At 38.7% G+C, this 17,261-nt stretch carries 21 protein-coding genes; 20 read left to right on the top strand and 1 reads right to left on the bottom strand.

The features are described from left to right. Positions 1–24 precede the first annotated feature (24 nt). The 11 genes from aroA (at position 25) to ACYX4O_RS10975 (ending at position 9,109) form a co-directional block, all read left to right on the top strand. A complete protein-coding gene (gene aroA / locus ACYX4O_RS11025) occupies positions 25–1,314 on the top strand; it encodes a 3-phosphoshikimate 1-carboxyvinyltransferase (RefSeq protein ID WP_476357091.1) in 1,290 nt (429 codons plus the stop codon). Positions 1,315–1,408: 94 nt separating this feature from the next. Then, positions 1,409–2,281, top strand: coding sequence for a hypothetical protein (locus tag ACYX4O_RS11020; RefSeq protein ID WP_476350854.1), 873 nt, complete (start codon positions 1,409–1,411; stop codon positions 2,279–2,281). A 15-nt stretch (positions 2,282–2,296) separates the two neighbouring features. Beyond that, complete coding sequence (locus tag ACYX4O_RS11015; RefSeq protein ID WP_476350852.1) at positions 2,297–3,559, top strand: tetratricopeptide repeat protein; 1,263 nt, start codon at positions 2,297–2,299, stop codon at positions 3,557–3,559. A 31-nt stretch (positions 3,560–3,590) separates the two neighbouring features. Next, positions 3,591–4,145, top strand: a complete 555-nt coding sequence (locus ACYX4O_RS11010) for a ReoY family proteolytic degradation factor (RefSeq protein ID WP_476350850.1) — start codon at positions 3,591–3,593, stop codon at positions 4,143–4,145. Between the two features lie 135 nt (positions 4,146–4,280). After that, the gene (locus ACYX4O_RS11005) at positions 4,281–4,748 is read left to right on the top strand and encodes a DUF2487 family protein (protein ID WP_476350848.1); all 468 of its coding nucleotides are present in this window, start codon (positions 4,281–4,283) and stop codon (positions 4,746–4,748) included. Positions 4,749–4,875: 127 nt separating this feature from the next. Next, positions 4,876–5,388, top strand: coding sequence for a Rieske (2Fe-2S) protein (locus ACYX4O_RS11000; RefSeq protein WP_476350846.1), 513 nt, complete (start codon positions 4,876–4,878; stop codon positions 5,386–5,388). A gap of 3 nt (positions 5,389–5,391) precedes the next feature. Further along, positions 5,392–6,066, top strand: coding sequence for a menaquinol-cytochrome c reductase cytochrome b subunit (gene qcrB / locus ACYX4O_RS10995; RefSeq protein ID WP_036779379.1), 675 nt, complete (start codon positions 5,392–5,394; stop codon positions 6,064–6,066). A 29-nt stretch (positions 6,067–6,095) separates the two neighbouring features. Next, positions 6,096–6,866 (top strand): menaquinol-cytochrome c reductase cytochrome b/c subunit, encoded by a 771-nt coding sequence (locus ACYX4O_RS10990; RefSeq protein ID WP_188650265.1) that lies wholly within the window; start codon positions 6,096–6,098, stop codon positions 6,864–6,866. Positions 6,867–6,936: 70 nt separating this feature from the next. Next, a complete protein-coding gene (lhaT, locus tag ACYX4O_RS10985; protein WP_476350843.1) occupies positions 6,937–7,524 on the top strand; it encodes a lipoprotein heptaprenylglyceryl N-acetyltransferase LhaT in 588 nt (195 codons plus the stop codon). A 66-nt stretch (positions 7,525–7,590) separates the two neighbouring features. Beyond that, a complete protein-coding gene (locus ACYX4O_RS10980; protein WP_476350841.1) occupies positions 7,591–8,352 on the top strand; it encodes a sporulation protein YpjB in 762 nt (253 codons plus the stop codon). Positions 8,353–8,434: 82 nt separating this feature from the next. After that, entirely contained in the window at positions 8,435–9,109 is a 675-nt protein-coding gene (locus tag ACYX4O_RS10975) for a zinc metallopeptidase (RefSeq protein WP_476350839.1), read from the top strand. Between the two features lie 124 nt (positions 9,110–9,233). Here ACYX4O_RS10975 and ACYX4O_RS10970 read toward each other — a convergent pair whose 3' ends face one another. Then, positions 9,234–10,115 (bottom strand): YitT family protein, encoded by an 882-nt coding sequence (locus ACYX4O_RS10970; protein ID WP_476350837.1) that lies wholly within the window; start codon positions 10,113–10,115, stop codon positions 9,234–9,236. A gap of 148 nt (positions 10,116–10,263) precedes the next feature. On the opposite strand from ACYX4O_RS10970, the gene ACYX4O_RS10965 reads away from it, so the two are divergent. Genes ACYX4O_RS10965 through panD form a run of 9 tightly spaced genes read left to right on the top strand, consistent with a single transcriptional unit; the run spans position 10,264 to position 17,253 of the window. Continuing rightward, on the top strand, positions 10,264–10,626 hold the full coding sequence (locus tag ACYX4O_RS10965) for a nucleotide pyrophosphohydrolase (protein ID WP_476350835.1): 363 nt from the start codon (positions 10,264–10,266) through the stop codon (positions 10,624–10,626). After that, entirely contained in the window at positions 10,619–11,419 is an 801-nt protein-coding gene (gene dapB, locus ACYX4O_RS10960; RefSeq protein ID WP_476350833.1) for a 4-hydroxy-tetrahydrodipicolinate reductase, read from the top strand. Before ACYX4O_RS10965 ends, dapB begins: the two co-directional genes overlap by 8 nt. Positions 11,420–11,432: 13 nt before the next feature. Then, a complete protein-coding gene (mgsA, locus tag ACYX4O_RS10955) occupies positions 11,433–11,846 on the top strand; it encodes a methylglyoxal synthase (RefSeq protein WP_476350831.1) in 414 nt (137 codons plus the stop codon). 7 nt (positions 11,847–11,853) lie between these two features. Beyond that, positions 11,854–12,990, top strand: a complete 1,137-nt coding sequence (gene bshA, locus ACYX4O_RS10950; protein ID WP_476350829.1) for an N-acetyl-alpha-D-glucosaminyl L-malate synthase BshA — start codon at positions 11,854–11,856, stop codon at positions 12,988–12,990. Next, entirely contained in the window at positions 12,987–14,198 is a 1,212-nt protein-coding gene (locus ACYX4O_RS10945; protein ID WP_476350827.1) for a CCA tRNA nucleotidyltransferase, read from the top strand. Before bshA ends, ACYX4O_RS10945 begins: the two co-directional genes overlap by 4 nt. Further along, positions 14,174–15,163 carry a biotin--[acetyl-CoA-carboxylase] ligase gene (locus ACYX4O_RS10940; protein ID WP_476350825.1) on the top strand — a complete coding sequence of 330 codons (990 nt, stop codon included), beginning with the start codon at positions 14,174–14,176 and terminating at the stop codon, positions 15,161–15,163. Before ACYX4O_RS10945 ends, ACYX4O_RS10940 begins: the two co-directional genes overlap by 25 nt. Then, entirely contained in the window at positions 15,163–16,002 is an 840-nt protein-coding gene (gene panB, locus ACYX4O_RS10935) for a 3-methyl-2-oxobutanoate hydroxymethyltransferase (protein ID WP_476350823.1), read from the top strand. Before ACYX4O_RS10940 ends, panB begins: the two co-directional genes overlap by 1 nt. Beyond that, positions 15,999–16,847, top strand: a complete 849-nt coding sequence (panC, locus tag ACYX4O_RS10930; protein WP_476350821.1) for a pantoate--beta-alanine ligase — start codon at positions 15,999–16,001, stop codon at positions 16,845–16,847. The genes panB and panC overlap by 4 nt, the downstream gene beginning before the upstream one ends. Before the next feature lie 22 nt (positions 16,848–16,869). Further along, positions 16,870–17,253 (top strand): aspartate 1-decarboxylase, encoded by a 384-nt coding sequence (gene panD, locus ACYX4O_RS10925; RefSeq protein ID WP_188650239.1) that lies wholly within the window; start codon positions 16,870–16,872, stop codon positions 17,251–17,253. The last annotated feature ends 8 nt before the right edge of the window (positions 17,254–17,261 follow it).

Raw genomic sequence — 17,261 nt, 5'->3', positions numbered from 1 at the left:
AAAGGTAGTGAATATATGGACCAAATGGAAATAAAACCAAGACCGCATACCCTTAATGGAACAATACATGTACCGGGGGATAAGTCAATCTCACACAGGGCTATTATGCTTGGTTCTCTAGCAGAAGGTAGGACTACAGTAAAGCGTTTTTTAACAGGTGAAGATTGTTTAACAACAATAAAAGTGTTTCAATCAATGGGAATTCCTATTGAACAGAATGGTGACGAGGTAAAGATTGAGGGGAAGGGCCTACATGGCCTTTTGGAATCGGTAACACCTTTGAATTTAGGTAATTCAGGTACAACGACTCGCTTACTTCTTGGAATACTAGCAGGTACACCTAATCATTATACTTTATTCGGGGACCCTTCTCTCTCTAAGCGTCCTATGAATCGTGTTGTTGATCCATTACGCGAAATGGGAGCTTTAATTGATGGTAGGGAACATGGGAACCTTTTGCCTTTAGGTATTAGAGGTCAGGAGTTAAAGCCTATTCATTATCGCTTGCCTGTTAATAGTGCTCAGGTGAAATCAGCTATCTTACTTGCTGGTCTATTTGCTAATGGTACTACGACTATAATGGAGCCTGTTAAGACTAGAGATCATACAGAACGTATGTTAGAAGCGTTTGGGGTGGAAGTAAAGAGAGAAGATGATCTCATTCATATTTCAGGAGGTCAAACGTTGACAGGGGTGGATATCGAAGTTCCTGGTGATATATCTTCAGCCGCATTCTTTATGTGTGCAGCAGCTTTGAAAGAAAATAGTGAAATTACATTGAAAGATGTGGGGTTAAACCCTACCCGTACAGGAATCATAGATGTTCTTAAGAACATGGGTGTATCTATAACAATAAACACTACTCGTCATATTGGAGATGAACCAGTAGGTGACATTACTGTAAAGGGTGGACCTATGCATGGGACTACATTATCAGGTGATTTAATTCCTCGTTTAATTGATGAGCTTCCAATTATTGCCCTTGTGGCTTCGAGAGCTGAAGGGAAGACTGTTATTAAAGATGCAGAAGAACTAAGGTTCAAAGAAACTGACCGTATCCAGGCTGTTGTAGATACACTTAAGCAAATGGGCGCTAAGGTGGAAGCTACTGAAGATGGAATGATCATTGAAGGGTCTACAAATCCATTGAGTGGTGGCACTTACTCTTCATATCACGATCACAGAATTGGAATGATGGTAGCTGTTGCATCTGTTGCATGCGAAGAAAAAATCATGTTAGATAACCCATCTTGCATTTCGATTTCTTATCCAAACTTCTTTGATCATTTAGATGCTTTAACGAACCATAAATGAGTAAGTTGTTGAGAGTATAGTATTAAGAATAAAAGCATAACAAAGACAAAGCCTTCATACCTTGTACCAAAAGCTAGTAAAGGGGACAAGTTATATGAAGGCTTATTGTATACAAGCAGAGCAAGCTTTAGTGAATAAAGAATGGAAACCGATAACGCTTGGGATAAAGGATGGGAAATGGATACAGCCTTATAAATTAAACCGAACCACCTTTAGCACAGTCATCGATCCTTTTTGGATTGCACCTGGTAAAGTTCATATTGACTTACAGTTTCCCCTTTATCAAACGGAATACCAGTCCGCTCTTGTAAGGCGTTATATGTTCAGGGGCACAACACTGTTGGTTGTTCAGTGTCCCATTACTTCAACAAGATATATGATAGAAGAATTCCAACAGATGAAATATATGTTAGAAGGTCTTGGGCTTGATTATATGATTGTCCCCCGCGTAGCTCTTACAAAGTTGACCCCTGAAATGGTACGTTACTTCGGGATCGAACGTGTGCCTTTCCTACTATTTCAAGTTCAATCAAAGAAAGAGTTAAATAGTAAGTTATGGGGGTGGATTGCCCAAGCGCAAGACCCTTCTTTTTTGCCAATCGCACCAGTAGTAACGAAGGAAAACTCTGTTTCTTATGAAGAGTGGGTAACTTTAGCAAAATATCACAATGTTCGAACGCTACCTAAGGTTTTGGATGAATGTCCCATAGCAAAAGAAAATTTAAGAGCGACAGGAATTTATCCATATAAGGGAGAATTTATGTATTCAGGTGATGCGGATTTTAATATTTTTCGGACACAAACTCATACACAAATTGATACACCTGATCAAATGTTTTATCATAAAGCTATTCCATGTGTTACAGTGTTACGTGGTCAAATTATTCGTTCTCATGTAGAGGTAAACGATATGGAAGGGCTTGGTTGTTATAGAAAAGCTTCCATCCCAAACCATTTTATGAGTTGATGAAAGGGTGTAGACATGCAAGGCATAGAACAAGCCATTCAATATATGAATGCAGGAAAAACAGAGCAAGCTGTAGAAACACTACGTACAGAGTTATCCCGTGCAGGTGATGAAGAGAAATATACAATAGCAGAGATGTTTATGCAGTGGGGAATGGTTGAAGAAGCTAAAGACGTTTTAGAGGAGCTTAAACAACGTTATCCAGGTGAACATGAATTAACGCTTTTACTTGCTGAAATTTATGTAGATCAAGAAGACGATGAAAAGGCAATTGATCTTTTAAACCAAATTCCTGAAGAGGATGAACAATATTTAGGAGCCTTAGTACAACTAGCAGATCTTTATCAAACTCAAGGTCTTTTTGAAGTTTCTGAACAGAAACTATTGTTAGCGAAAAATATTTCTCCTAATGAACCTGTTATCGATTTCGCTTTAGGCGAACTTGCTTTCTCTACGGGTGAGTATCAAAAGAGTATCCCTTATTATGAGAAAGCGTTACGTCGTGACCAAAAGATGGGTGAAACGGACATTACCTTACGTCTTGCGGAGGCATTTGCTATTGAAGGAGACTTTGATCAGGCTTTAGATTACTTCCAAGCCGCAGATGACATGACTCCGGATATTCTATTCCGTTACGGCTTCACTGCTTATCAAGCTAACCGGGTAGATATCGCCATCCGAGTGTGGACCAAACTTATCGAGGAAGACCCATTCTACCAATCTGCTTATCCTTTACTTGCAGAGGCGTATGAAGGAGAAGGAATGATTGAAGAAGCCTATGATACAGCGAACAAGGGGCTAAAAAAAGATGAGTTCAATAAGGATCTGTTCTATTTAGCAGGTATGCTCGCCTTTCGACTAACCAAGAAGCAAGAAGGATATCAGCATATAAGACAGTCTATATCAATCGATCCTGGTTTTAAAGAAGCAGCCTTATTCTTAGTAGAGCGCTTGAAAGAAGATGGGGATTATGAAGCCATCAAAGACATATTAGAGCATCTCTCTGAAATGAATGAAGAAGAACCTATGTACAAATGGTATTTAGCTCAAGCAAATAATGAATTAGAACACTTTAAAGAGGCATTAAATAACTATCAAGAAGCATATAATACCTTTAAAGATGATAGTGACTTCCTTAAAGAATATGGGTATTTCCTTGTTGAAGAAGGAAGAGTGAAGGAAGCTCACAGCGTATTTGAGCGATATCTCACTATAGAACCGAGTGATGAAGAAGTGGAGACATTTATGGCCCGTATACAGTCTGGAGACGAGGAATAGTTTTTCTCTGTTAAAAAAGGAGGGCATAAAAGTGAAAATGCCGGTCTCGGTAGAGGATAAGAAGGAATTTGTTCGTTGGTTTTTGAATCATTTTCAATTAAAGCGCAGGGAAAGTGTATGGATCTTAAACTATTTAATCAATCATGATTCGATTATGGAGAACGTACACTTTGTGGAAGAAGCACGGTTCTGTCCAAGAGGTATTGTTATTTCAACTCACTGTGTGGATGAAGTACCTTTCCGTTTCTATAAGGATCAAATCATGACAACAGACGCAGAAAAGTCATTTCATGATATCCGTTTGAATCGAAATGAACCTGTTTATATCCAACTCAACTTCAAAAATTCTCACCAGAGCGCCTCTTATGCAGCCGTTTTGGAGGAAAATCCTTTTATGCCTCAAGATTACTTTATCACCCAGAAGGATCAAGAATTAGCTGAATTGGTTTTGCAGACGTCCATTTCGAACTATCAAACTCAAAAGCTTAGAAGAAAGATTGACCGAGCTTTAGATAGCGGTGATAGAGAAACGTTCGAGAGATTAAGTGAGCAGTTGAATGAATTGAAAAGAAACGTAACTCCCTAATTTGATTAGGGGGTTAATTTTTTTAACAGAGGGTATATTCAGAAAACAATGTCAGATTTGATGATTATACCTTTCGATTTCACGACCGAGAGGCTATAATGAAAGGGAAGAATTGTTTGGAAGGGGGGGAAGACAATGAAATGGAACGGACAAGATGTATCTTTATATTCACAATCTAAAGAATTTGTGGATACAGGAATTGTACCACTAATCCCGTATTCACTATCAGGTTCAGAAAAAGAGCTTACACAGTTGGCTAATCAGTCTGAGCTGTTAACGTTATTTATGAAAGAAGTAGAAGAAGAATATAGGGGAAGGATTTTCTTGGCTCCTTCTTTTACGTACCTAAAAGAGAGTTCTATTGATAAAGAAATGGAGCGTATCAATGAATGGGCAGAACGAATGGAAGTAGAAGGGTTTAAGCATCTTCTTTTCTTTACGTTTGATCACCAGTGGAAAAAAGTCGAAAGAAAGATTAATCCTTCTTTAATTTGGATGCCTATCCCTCAAGTTCATGATATACATAATGAAGAAGCTAAAAAAGTACTAAGATCTCAAATCGAACAAGTAACCGAATTAATTACAGCATATTGGCAAGAATAATTTCTAAAGCGATTTCAATTCCAATATTGACCGTCTTATTAGTTTGCGCTATCATTATAATGTCCTAGTAAACTGTGTGAATATTTACCATGAATGTTGGATCATATTGGATAGAGGGGGGAAAACAATGAGCGATAAAAAACAACCAGTATCCCGCCGTCAGTTTCTGAACTACACGCTTACAGGTGTAGGAGGGTTTATGGCAGCGGCTATGCTTTCACCGATGGTTCGAATGGCAGTGGATCCAGTGCTTCAGCCAAAAGAAGGTGGAGAATATCACGCTACGGGTACCGAAGTTAAAAACATTACAGAAGAACCAACTCGTGTAGATTTCTCTTACGAACAACAAGATGCTTGGTATGTATCTGAAGTGTCGAAAACAGCATGGGTTTACAAAAACGAAAGTGGAGATGTAATTGCATTTTCACCAATTTGTAAACACTTAGGTTGTATTGTGAAATGGGAAGGTGGTCAAGGAAACGATAACCAATATTACTGTCCTTGCCACGGGGGTCTTTATGAGAAGAATGGAGAGAACGTACCAGGTACACCTCCATTAGCTCCTTTAGATCAATACAAAGTCAAAATTCAAGATGGCATGCTGTACTTAGGAGAAGTCATTCCAAATAAGGTGGTGTAATTCATGCTTCAAAAACTTTACGATTGGGTGGACGAGCGTGTCGATATTACACCTTTATGGCGTGATATTGCGGATCACGAAGTTCCTGAACACGTGAACCCTGCTCATCATTTTTCAGCATTCGTTTATTGTTTCGGAGGACTGACGTTCTTCGTAACGGTTATTCAAGTATTATCTGGTATGTTCTTGACGATGTATTATGTACCAGACATTGAAAACGCATGGGAGTCTGTTTACTACCTTCAAAAAGAGGTAGCTTACGGTCAAATTGTACGTGGTATGCACCACTGGGGTGCAAGTCTCGTAATCGTGATGATGTTCTTACATACATTACGCGTATTCTTCCAAGGGGCTTATAAGAAACCTCGTGAATTAAACTGGGTAGTAGGGGTACTAATTTTCTTTGTTATGCTCGGTCTAGGTTTCACAGGCTATTTACTTCCTTGGGATAATAAAGCATTCTTCGCTACACAAGTAGGTCTTCAAATCGCCGAACAAACGCCGCTTATTGGTACGGAAGTGAAGACACTACTAGCTGGTGACCCGGATATCGTTGGGGCACAAACGTTAACTCGTTTCTTTGCTATCCACGTATTCTTCCTGCCAGCTGCATTATTCGGATTAATGGCAGCGCACTTTGTTATGATTCGTAAACAAGGAATTTCTGGTCCACTATAGGACTCCATTGATGTAAAGGAGGGATCGCTGTGCATAGGGGAAAAGGTATGAAGTTTGTCGGTGACTCGCGTGTCCCGGCTGAGAAGAAACCTAATATACCAAAAGACTATTCGGAATACCCTGGTAAAACAGAGGCATTCTGGCCAAATTTCTTGTTAAAAGAATGGCTGGTTGGTGCTGTTTTCCTAATTGGATTTTTAACACTAACGGTTGTGGCTCCATCACCGCTTGAAAAACTAGCTGATCCAACAGATGCTGGTTACATTCCGTTACCAGACTGGTACTTTTTATTCCTTTACCAGTTCTTAAAATACGAGTTTGCAAGTGGACCCTATATTGTATTAGGTGCATTTATAATTCCTGGTCTTGCGTTTGGTGCGCTATTATTAGCTCCATTCTTAGACACAGGAAAGGGACGTCGGCCATTTGAACGTCCTATTGCGAACGCTATGATGTTAATTGGTTTAGCTGCTACAGTTTTCCTAACATGGGAAGCAGCAGATCATGTTGATTGGGAACAACGTGCAAAGTCAGGTCAAATTGTAGAAGATGTTGAAATTGATAAGTCATCTGATGGATACAAAATCTACTCGCAAAACTGTGCTTCTTGTCACGGTGACAATCTTGAAGGTGGAAATGGTCCGGCACTAATTGGTGTTGAGTATTCTGCAGATGAGATTAAAGATATTGCACAGAATGGAATTGGTGGCATGCCTGCTAACATTTTCCAAGGTTCTGATGAAGAATTAGACAAACTCGCGAACTTCATTACAGGTGTTGGAAGTGAAGAAAGCGAATAAATAAGGTATATGAAAGGGAGCTGGCTTTGTGGTCAGCTTCTTTTTCTGGTTATAGAAAAGGAGGGATGACGTGCTCCGTTATCTGTTAACGTTTAAACCATTTGTTATACTAATACTTGTTGTGAATATACTGGGGACTATTTATGGGTACTGGTGGTATAAAAGTCAACTTGAAATCACTCCGACAATCTTTTTACCATTTGTACCTGATAGTCCGACAGCCAGTTTGTTTTTTTGTATATTCTTATTTTTCTTCTTAATAAAGAAAAGTGTTCCACTAATAGAAGCACTTGCCATTATTACTTTATTTAAGTATGGAATTTGGGCAGTTGTGATGAATATATTGACGCTAATTGTGACAGGGTATCTTCCTTGGCAGGGATACATGTTAATTGCTTCTCATGGAGCTATGGCTATTCAAGGGCTACTATATGCCCCTTATTATAAAATTAAAATGATTCATATTGTTATTGCTGGTATTTGGACATTGCACAATGACGTTATCGATTATGTGTTTGGTATGATGCCAATTTATTCAAAATTAAGTGCCTTTAGTCAAGAAATTGGTTATTTCACCTTCTGGCTAAGTATACTTTCGATTGGAATTGCCTATTTGCTAACGGTTCATCATCAACGGAAACAACCAAATCGCCTATAACTACTTGTACTAATTCTACTTATCCTCTCATACATTGAAGCAAGAGTGGTTTGAGAGGGGAGCGTTATGAAAAAGATACAAAAGAAAATATTATGGGGATTGCTGGTCTGCTTTGGACTTAGCTTGTTTCACATCGGGTATAGTGGTGCAACGTCTTTTTCAGACGAGATGAAAGAAACAACCTATCGCTTCTTACAATATGTTGAAGAAGGTAGATATGAAGCAGCAGATGCAGTATTAACGAAGTTGAGAAGAGATTATAGTATCGACGATAAAGAAAATAGTGTAATATTCCAGGATGTTTTAAATGATACGCAACAAGCCCTTAATGATCGACAGGTGGTTCCAGAAGATAAGTACCATAAAAGTTTGACTCTTGTGTTACTATATGAAGCCACTTGGAATAAAGTAGATCCACTATGGTTATCTTGGAAGGACCATCTATTATCGGAAATGACGAATCAATCTTTAGAAAATAAGGTTAAACTTCAAAATGTATATTCTTTATATGAACGACTTCTTCCAGCTGTTAAAGTCTCAGGAACGAAAGAAAGTGTTTATATTTTAGAAAGTCACATGAAAAAGTTGGAGGAAATGCAGGCATTTAATGACGATGACTTACAGAAAGATCAAATCAGTGTATTCGCCCAAGAAGTGAAAGAAGTTGAACTAAAGCGTAAAAAAAGTTTAACGGAAGAGCCAGGTTTTATCTGGTTAATGGGTTCTGTTGGTAGTTTAATTTCCTTCACATTAATGTATGTAGGTTGGAGAAAATATAAGGGTGAAAAATCAGGGGATACCGAAAAAAAGAGAGAGCGGGATAGTTGACTTTCCCATGTTTATTGACTAAAATTGACCTTAATAAGATCTTTATATAAAAGGTCTATAACATTAGTGGAGGAATGAATAGATGGGTCAATATCTAATTTATTTGGCTTTAATCATTATCATCCCAATTTGGGCGCAAATGAGAGTGAAAAATACGTATAAAAAATATTCGAAAGTCCGAAACGAATCAAATATGACCGGGGCAGAGGTAGCCCGTAAAATATTAGATGACAATGGACTTTTTAATGTACGAGTAGAAGAAGTGAAAGGCATGTTATCCGATCACTATGATCCTCGTAGTAAAGTTATTCGATTATCTTCAGGGAACTACCATGAACCATCTGCAGCTGCGCAGGCAGTCGCAGCCCACGAAGTTGGACACGCAATTCAGGATGCTGAAGCCTATGCCTTTTTAAGATTTAGGCATGCGCTTGTACCTGTTGCGAGTTTTGGTTCAAACGCGTCTATATTCTTAATTATCGCTGGTGCTTTCTTTAGTCAAGTTCTACTTGGACTCGGTATAGCATTCTTTGCTTTCGCTGTCTTGTTCCAATTTGTTACGCTTCCCGTTGAATTTAATGCCTCAAGTCGAGCTATGAATCAGCTTGTATCAACTGGCATCATCCGGAACAATGAGGAGCGTCAGACTAAGAAAGTTTTAAATGCTGCAGCATGGACGTATGTGGCAAGCGCTCTTGTAGCTCTTCTTGAACTAGTACGCCTTGTGCTTATGTTTACTGGGATGAATGAAGAATAATAAATAATTTCAAAACGCTTAGAGCTACTTATTGTGCTCTAAGCGTTTTTTGTGTACAGTTAACAATTAATTGGACTAAAAAAAGAGCTTCAATTTATTGAGCTCTTTTTGTATCGAGATAGTCTTAATATTCAATTGGATTTTTGTCTTCATCTAATGTAAAACCTTCCCCAAGGACATCGTGAACAGAGGTAACAGCTACAAATGCATGTGGATCAATTGAGTTAATAATGTTTTTTAACCGAACAATTTCATTTCGAGCAACCACGCAGTATAGTACGTCGCGACTTTCGCCTGTATAACTACCTTTTCCAACTAAAATTGTAACGCCGCGGTCCATGTCTTTCATAATTTTATCTGATACAGCATTGGATCGTTCAGATATAATAGTGGCTCCCCTGGCGGCATATGCCCCTTCTTGAATAAAGTCAATCACTCTTGCACCTACAAAGACCGCTACAAGGGTGTACATACCTTGTATATAGTTTAAGTAAATCAGTACGGAAGCTAATATGACACATGCATCGAATAAGAACATGGTTCGACCCATACTCCAGCCTGCATATTTATGGACAAGCCGAGCTATAATGTCCACCCCTCCAGTTGTTCCACCACTTCTGAAAATGATACCAAGGCCAACCCCTATGAAGACCCCGGCCATAAGAGATGCGATTATCATTTCATCTTTTAAGGCAAATTCTACGTGATCCATAAATATAGACAACTCAAATACCCACAAGAAGAATGAAACGGCGAAGGTACCTATAATTGAATAGATCAACGTTGTTTTTCCGAGTAGTTTCCACCCTAAGAAGAACACCGGAATATTTAAGACCAAGTTCATAATTGCAATATTTAGACCAAAATGGTCAAGAATAAGTAATATACCCGTGAACCCACCCTCAGCGAGATCGTTTTCCATATTAAAATAAAGAACACCAAAGCTGAAAATAGCGGAACCAAGTAGAATCAATAGGATGTTTTTAATTTTAACCCCCATTTTCATAAAGAAGCGCCTCCTTTCGTCACACTCCATCTATTATAGTCAAACTGAGATGTTGGAGCAATAATAGTGAAAAAAATTTGTCAAAAGCCCGCCTTTTAGCTAACATGAGAAGAGATTACATATGAAAGTTGTAGAAATGAGGGTTCTTATGAAATTACATTCAACCGCACTAACATCTAAGGAGATGCAAGAACGCGTTGATGCATATATATCACAATTTAAAGAAGGGTATTTTTCACCTCTAAGTATGATGGCTAGGATGACAGAAGAGGTAGGAGAACTTGCTAGAGAGGTCAATCATCATTACGGTGAGAAACCAAAGAAATCTACTGAAGATAAGAATTCTATGGAAGAAGAGCTTGGAGATCTTTTATTTGTAATGCTATGCTTTGCGAATTCCCTAGATATTGACATGACAGAGAGTTTTGAAACTGTAATGAATAAATTTGAAACAAGAGATAAAGATCGATGGACGAAGAAAGATCAAGAGGAGGAGCTTAAATATGACTAATACAAAAATCATAGTTGCAGGACCTAGGGGGAAAATGGGAAGAGAGGCTGTAAAGATGATCCACAACACTGAGCACTTTACACTCGTTGCTTGTGTGGATCATAAAAACGATGGATTAAAAGTGAAGGATATAGAAGGATTGCCTGATTCAAATGCTCCAATATATCAAGATATAAGCAAGTGTTTTTCCGAAATCGAAGCCGATGTTTTAGTAGACTTGACTACACCTGAATTTGGGTATAAACACACAAAACTTGCACTTCTTAACGGGATTCGTCCTGTAGTTGGGACTACCGGGTTTACGAAAGAACAGCTCCAGGAACTAGAGCAATTAACAGAAGAGAAAGAGCTTGGTGTCGTGATCGCACCAAACTTTGCTTTAGGTGCAGTATTAATGATGCAATTCTCAAAATGGGCAGCAAAATACTTCCCTGATGTAGAGATCATTGAGCGTCATCATGATCAGAAATTAGATGCTCCTAGCGGTACTGCCGTGAAAACAGCAGAATTAATTCAAGAAGTACGAGAGGCTAAGAAACAAGGTCATAGAGATGAGAAAGAAACACTAGAAGGTGCTCGCGGAGCTGATGTAGATGGTATGCATATACATAGTGTCCGATTGCCAGGGCTGGTTGCTCATCAGGAAGTGATGTTTGGGTCTAGCGGAGAAACGCTCACGATTAAACATGATTCCATCAACCGTGAGTCCTTTATGACAGGTGTTAAATTGTCTGTTGAGAAAGTAATGGAATTGAACGCATTTATATATGGGTTAGAAAATTTATTAGAGTAGGGAGTAGGTAGTGATGAATATCGCATTAATTGCACATGATCAGAAGAAAGAGGATATGGTTCAATTTGCTACAGCTTACCAACATATTTTAGAAAAGCATAACCTATATGCTACTGGTACGACGGGTACGAAGATTACCGAGGCCACTGGATTATCTCTTCATCGCTTTCAATCAGGCCCTCTTGGTGGCGACCAACAAATCGGTGCTTATGTTGCACAAAATGATATGGACGTTATTTTATTCTTTCGGGATCCTTTAACAGCGCAACCACATGAGCCAGATGTTAGTGCATTAATGCGTTTATGCGACGTTTATCAAATACCGCTTGCAACGAATTTAGCAGCAGCAGAAATTATGGTCCGTGCCATTGAACATGGTGATTTCCATTGGAGAGAGATCATTCATAAGAATAAGCAGCAAGGGTGAAACGAGTATGGAAAGAACAAAAATCGGTATAACCTGTTATCCAACTGTTGGAGGGTCTGGGGTTATCGCGACCGAACTTGCAAAATTGTTGGCTGAAAAGGGGTATGAAATACACTTTATTACCTCTAATATCCCATTTCGGTTAAAAAGGATTTATCCTAATATTTATTATCATGAGGTAGAGATGACGCATTATCCAGTCTTTCAATATCCTCCGTATGATTTGGCTTTAGCTAATAAAATGGCTGAAGTCATTAATCGAGAGAAGATTGATATTTTGCATGTTCATTATGCAATGCCTCATGCAATCTGTGCCATATTGGCCAAAGAAATGGTCCATCATGATGTAAAGATTGTAACGACCTTACATGGAACGGACATTACGGTTCTTGGAGTCGATCCAAGTTTACAAAATATGATTCGATTCGGAATTGAACGCTCTAACCGAGTTACAGCAGTATCTAGAAGTCTCGTCAATCAGACGAAAGAGATGCTTAATGTTGAAAGGGAAATGGATGTTATATATAACTTCGTGGATGAACGAGAGTATCGGGAACGTGATGAATCGCATTTGAAAGAAGAATACGGTATTGAAGAAGATGATAAAGTTATTATACATATTTCGAACTTTCGCCAAGTAAAGCGAGTCCCTGATGTCATAAAATCTTTTAAAAAAATCCGAGAAGAATCTAAAGCCAAACTTCTTTTAGTTGGGGATGGACCAGATTATTATAAAACGTGTCAGCTTGTGAATGAACTTGGTTTGAGAGATGACGTATTGTTCCTCGGTAAACAAGAAAATGTCTCTGAACTTCTTTCAATATCTGACTTAAAACTTCTCCTATCTGAGAAAGAGAGCTTTGGTCTCGTTTTACTTGAAGCAATGGCTTGTGGTGTACCTTGTATCGGTACAAACATCGGGGGCATACCAGAAGTTATTGTACATGAAGAAACTGGATATATATGTGAGGTAGGAGACACTGAACAGATCGCTTCGCATGCGCTACATCTACTTTCAGACCATGATAAGTGGGAAGAATTTTCTCACAAAGGCCTAGTACGTGTGCGGAGTGAATTTCTTTCTGAAACGATAGTGAAACAATACGAACAAGTCTATGCAGATTTATTAGAGGAGAGCGTATGAACAAGCAACTTGACAAGCCTTTTGTAGAAGCATTGCCTGTGTTATTTACTTTAATGAAACAAGGGCATGAAGCTTATTTCGTTGGAGGATCTGTACGAGATCATCTAATGGGGAGGGAGATTGGCGATATTGATATCGCCACCTCTGCTCGACCAGAACAAGTACAAGCTATGTTTGAGAAAGTAATCCCTATTGGAATTGATCACGGAACAGTAGTTGTATATTATGAAGGAGTTTCATATGAAGTCACCACTTATAGAGTAGACGGAGAATATAACGATTTTCGTCACCCTGACGAAGTAAAATATGTAGCTACAATTGAAGAGGACTTATCTAGAAGAGACTTTACAATGAATGCAATTGCTATGAGTTATAAGGGAGAATTCATTGACCCTTATGGAGGCAAGGATTCTATACTTAATCGTTCGATCGAAACAGTAAGAGATGCAGAGGAGCGTTTTCAAGAAGATCCTCTCCGTATGATGAGAGCCCTTCGGTTTACAAGTCAATTAGGATTTACTATAAGTAGCCAGACCTTTGGAGCTGTTCAGGAATATGCATACCTACTGGACAAAATTGCAGTAGAACGTATAGCAATAGAATTCGAAAAGTTCTTAACAGGAGAGTGGGTTCGGTCTTCATTTAAACATTTGAATAAGTCCAACCTCCCAAAATACATGCCTATATTTAGTGCCCATCCTACTTTAGTAGAACACAGTATTGACTTTAATTGGGAACCTTTAAAAGGCATAGAAGAGGCTTTTGCGATTTTCGTAATATCTAATCAAGAACTATCTGCTTCCTCTTTTAGTGAACAATGGAAATGCTCAAAGAAAGTTAAAAAAGAAGCCGAGGTATTAGTGAAAGCCTATAAAATGTTAAGAACTGAGCCTTTGGAATGGGTTGTCTATCAACTGGGGGAAGAGCGTTTATCCTCTTTTAAAAGAATATTATCCATTTTAGATAACAAAGAGTACTCACTTGAGACGTTAAAAGAAACTTTACTAGCTTTACCAATCGCATCTATAAGTGTGCTCACCATTACTGGGAATGATTTGAAAAAATGGTTTCCAGATCGAAAACCTGGTCCTTGGATAAAAGCATATATGGACAAGATTGAACGAGCTGTTGTGTTGAAGGATCTTAAGAATAATAAGGAAGCAATTGAAATGTGGGTGAAGCAATGGAATCAACAAGAGGAAAGCTGATTGAAATACTATCTAACCATCCTGAAGAATACCTTTCAGGCCAAAAGCTCTCACAGCAATTAAATATTAGCCGACCAGCTGTTTGGAAACATATGAAAGAATTAGAAAAAGATGGTTACGGAATTGAGGCTGTACCAAGAAAAGGCTATAAAATTATTACTTTTCCTGACAAGGTTAGTACAAATACGCTTTCTTGGGGTTTAAAGACCAAGTGGTTAGGTCAGGAGATGATCCATAAATCTAGCGTAACATCTACACAAGTTATTGCGCATCAAGAAGCTCAAGACGGAGCAACACACGGTACGGTTATCGTAGCTGACGAACAAACGAGAGGAAGAGGGCGTCTAAACCGTTCCTGGCATTCGCACAAAGGAGACGGCGTATGGATGAGTATTATATTGAGACCGAAGTTTGAACCTCATAAATCCCCTCAAATCACTCTTCTGGCTGCTACAGTTTTAGCTGAGGTGTTTAAGAGCTATTGTGGGATTTCACCTCAGATTAAGTGGCCAAACGACATACTAACACACGGAAAGAAACTATCAGGTATCTTAACAGAACTCCAAGCCGAGCAAGATCAAATAAATTATATCGTACTTGGAATGGGGATTAATGTGAATCATAGTGTGAAACAGTTTCCTGAAGAAATTGTGGACCAAGCAACTTCATTAAAAATTGAAACAGGTGAGAGTTGGGAGATCCACACGCTTATTCAACAGATTTTAAACACGTTCGAAAAACGTTATGAGGAATTTATAGAAGAAGGGTTTAGAAGTGTGAAACTTCGTTGGGAAGCCTTTGGTTATCGGATTGGTGAACATGTAGCCATTACCACTCATCAGCAAGAATGGAATGCACTAATTATGGGGATTGAGCACGATGGGGCTCTTAAAGTTAGAGATGAAGAAGGGAAAGAGCATATTTTGTATTCAGCAGAAATTAAGTGGAGAAGGGGAGAAGAATAATGCTAACCCATACCAAGCTTAAAAAAATGAAAGAAGCTAAAGACCCAATTGTCATGTTAACAGCATACGATTATCCAACTGCTAAGCTAGCGGAATCATCAGGGGTAGATATGATTTTGGTTGGTGACTCATTAGGTATGGTGGTTTTAGGTTACGAATCTACGATACCAGTTACAGTTGATGATATGATTCATCATGGAAAAGCTGTACGTAGAGGAGCTAAAGACATTTATATGGTCGTGGATATGCCGTTTATGTCCTATCATGCTTCTTTATCTGAAACAATGGAGAACGCTAAACGAATTATGCAAGAAACAGGAGCCCAAAGTCTTAAGCTTGAAGGAGCTAAAGATGTGCTCCCTATTATAAATAAACTCACCATGGCTGGAGTTCCGATTGTAGCTCACCTTGGGCTAACCCCTCAATCGGTGAATGTATTAGGTGGTTACCGAGTTCAGGGAAAAGACATAGAAGCAGCTGAATCGCTTATCGAAGATGCAAAACAAGTCGAAAAGAATGGAGCGATTGCTTTAGTATTAGAATGTGTCCCAAAACAGCTCGCTTCTTTGATACAAGGAGAATTATCCATACCTGTTATAGGAATTGGTGCAGGTGATGGAGCAGATGGTCAAGTACTTGTCTTTCATGATGTGGTAGAGTTTGGTGTGGAGCGGTTGCCTAAGTTTGTTAAGTCATATGCTGACCTTAATGGAACGATCACAAATGCTTTATCAGCCTATGTTCAAGATGTGAAAGATAAGTCGTTTCCGACGAATGACCATAGCTTTAATATGAAAGATGAACTTATTCCCTCTCTATACGGAGGAACACATAAATGAGAGTAATTAAAAGCATCTCAGAGATGCAAGCCTATATGAGAGGGAAGGTTAAAGAAGGGAAAGTAATTGGTTTTATCCCTACTATGGGTTATTTGCATGAAGGGCATCAACAACTTATGAGAGAAGCGAGGAAAGAATGTGATTTTGTTGTAACGAGTATCTTTGTTAATCCGCTACAATTTGGGCCGAATGAAGATTTCGATCAATATCCTCGAGATGAAACTCATGACAAACAGATAGCAGAGCAGGAAGGAAATGATATTTTATTTTTCCCTCATGTGGACGAGATGTACCCTTTAGAACAATCTGTTAAAATGACCGTACATAAAAGAGTAAACGCTCTTTGTGGCAAGTCTCGAATAGGTCATTTTGATGGAGTTGTAACCGTCTTGGCGAAGCTCTTTAACATCGTGATGCCCGACAAAGTGTACATGGGAATGAAGGATGCCCAACAAGTAGCTGTTGTAGATGCACTTATAGAAGATTATAATATTCCTGTGAAGTTAGTTCCTGTACCCACAGTAAGAGAAGAGGATCTTTTAGCTAAAAGTAGCAGAAATGTATACTTGAATGTGCATGAGAGAGAAGAAGCTCCCTATTTATATCAAGCGCTCTTACATGGTAAATCACTGATTGAAAACAATGATGAGAAGTCCCCACAAGCTGTTATTGAAGCTGTTTCACACTTCATTAAAACGCATACCCATGGTAAAATAGACTATGTTGATATCTTGTCATATCCTCAACTTGAGTCATTAGAAGTTTGTGGTGGAGATATGATTATCGCTTTGGCTGTTCATTTTGAAAAGGCAAGGTTGATCGATAATATTAGAGTAAACCTGTAACAGGAATATAGGGGGAGAAGAGATGCTACGCACCATGATGAAATCAAAAATTCATCGTGCCCGCGTGACAGAGGCAAATTTAAATTATGTGGGCAGCATTACGATAGACCAGCATATTCTAGAGAAAGTTGGTATATTGCCTCATGAACAAGTGCAAATTGTGAATAATAATAATGGAGCACGTTTAGAAACATACGTAATTCCAGGTGAAAGGCATAGTGGAGTGATCTGTTTGAATGGCGCTGCTGCTCGACTCGTGCAACCTGGTGATATAGTCATAATTGTATCCTATGGACTTTTAAGTGAAGAAGAATTAGAAACCTTCCAACCTAAAGTAGCCATTATGAATGATCAGAACCAAATCGAAGAAATGATCGAACAAGAAACACCATTAACGATCATGTAGAGGGTGTC

The organism is Pontibacillus sp. ABV4_188 (genome assembly GCF_056311905.1).
Note: the sequence above shows the minus strand (reverse complement) of the source record. Positions and strands in the feature narration are given on the sequence as shown.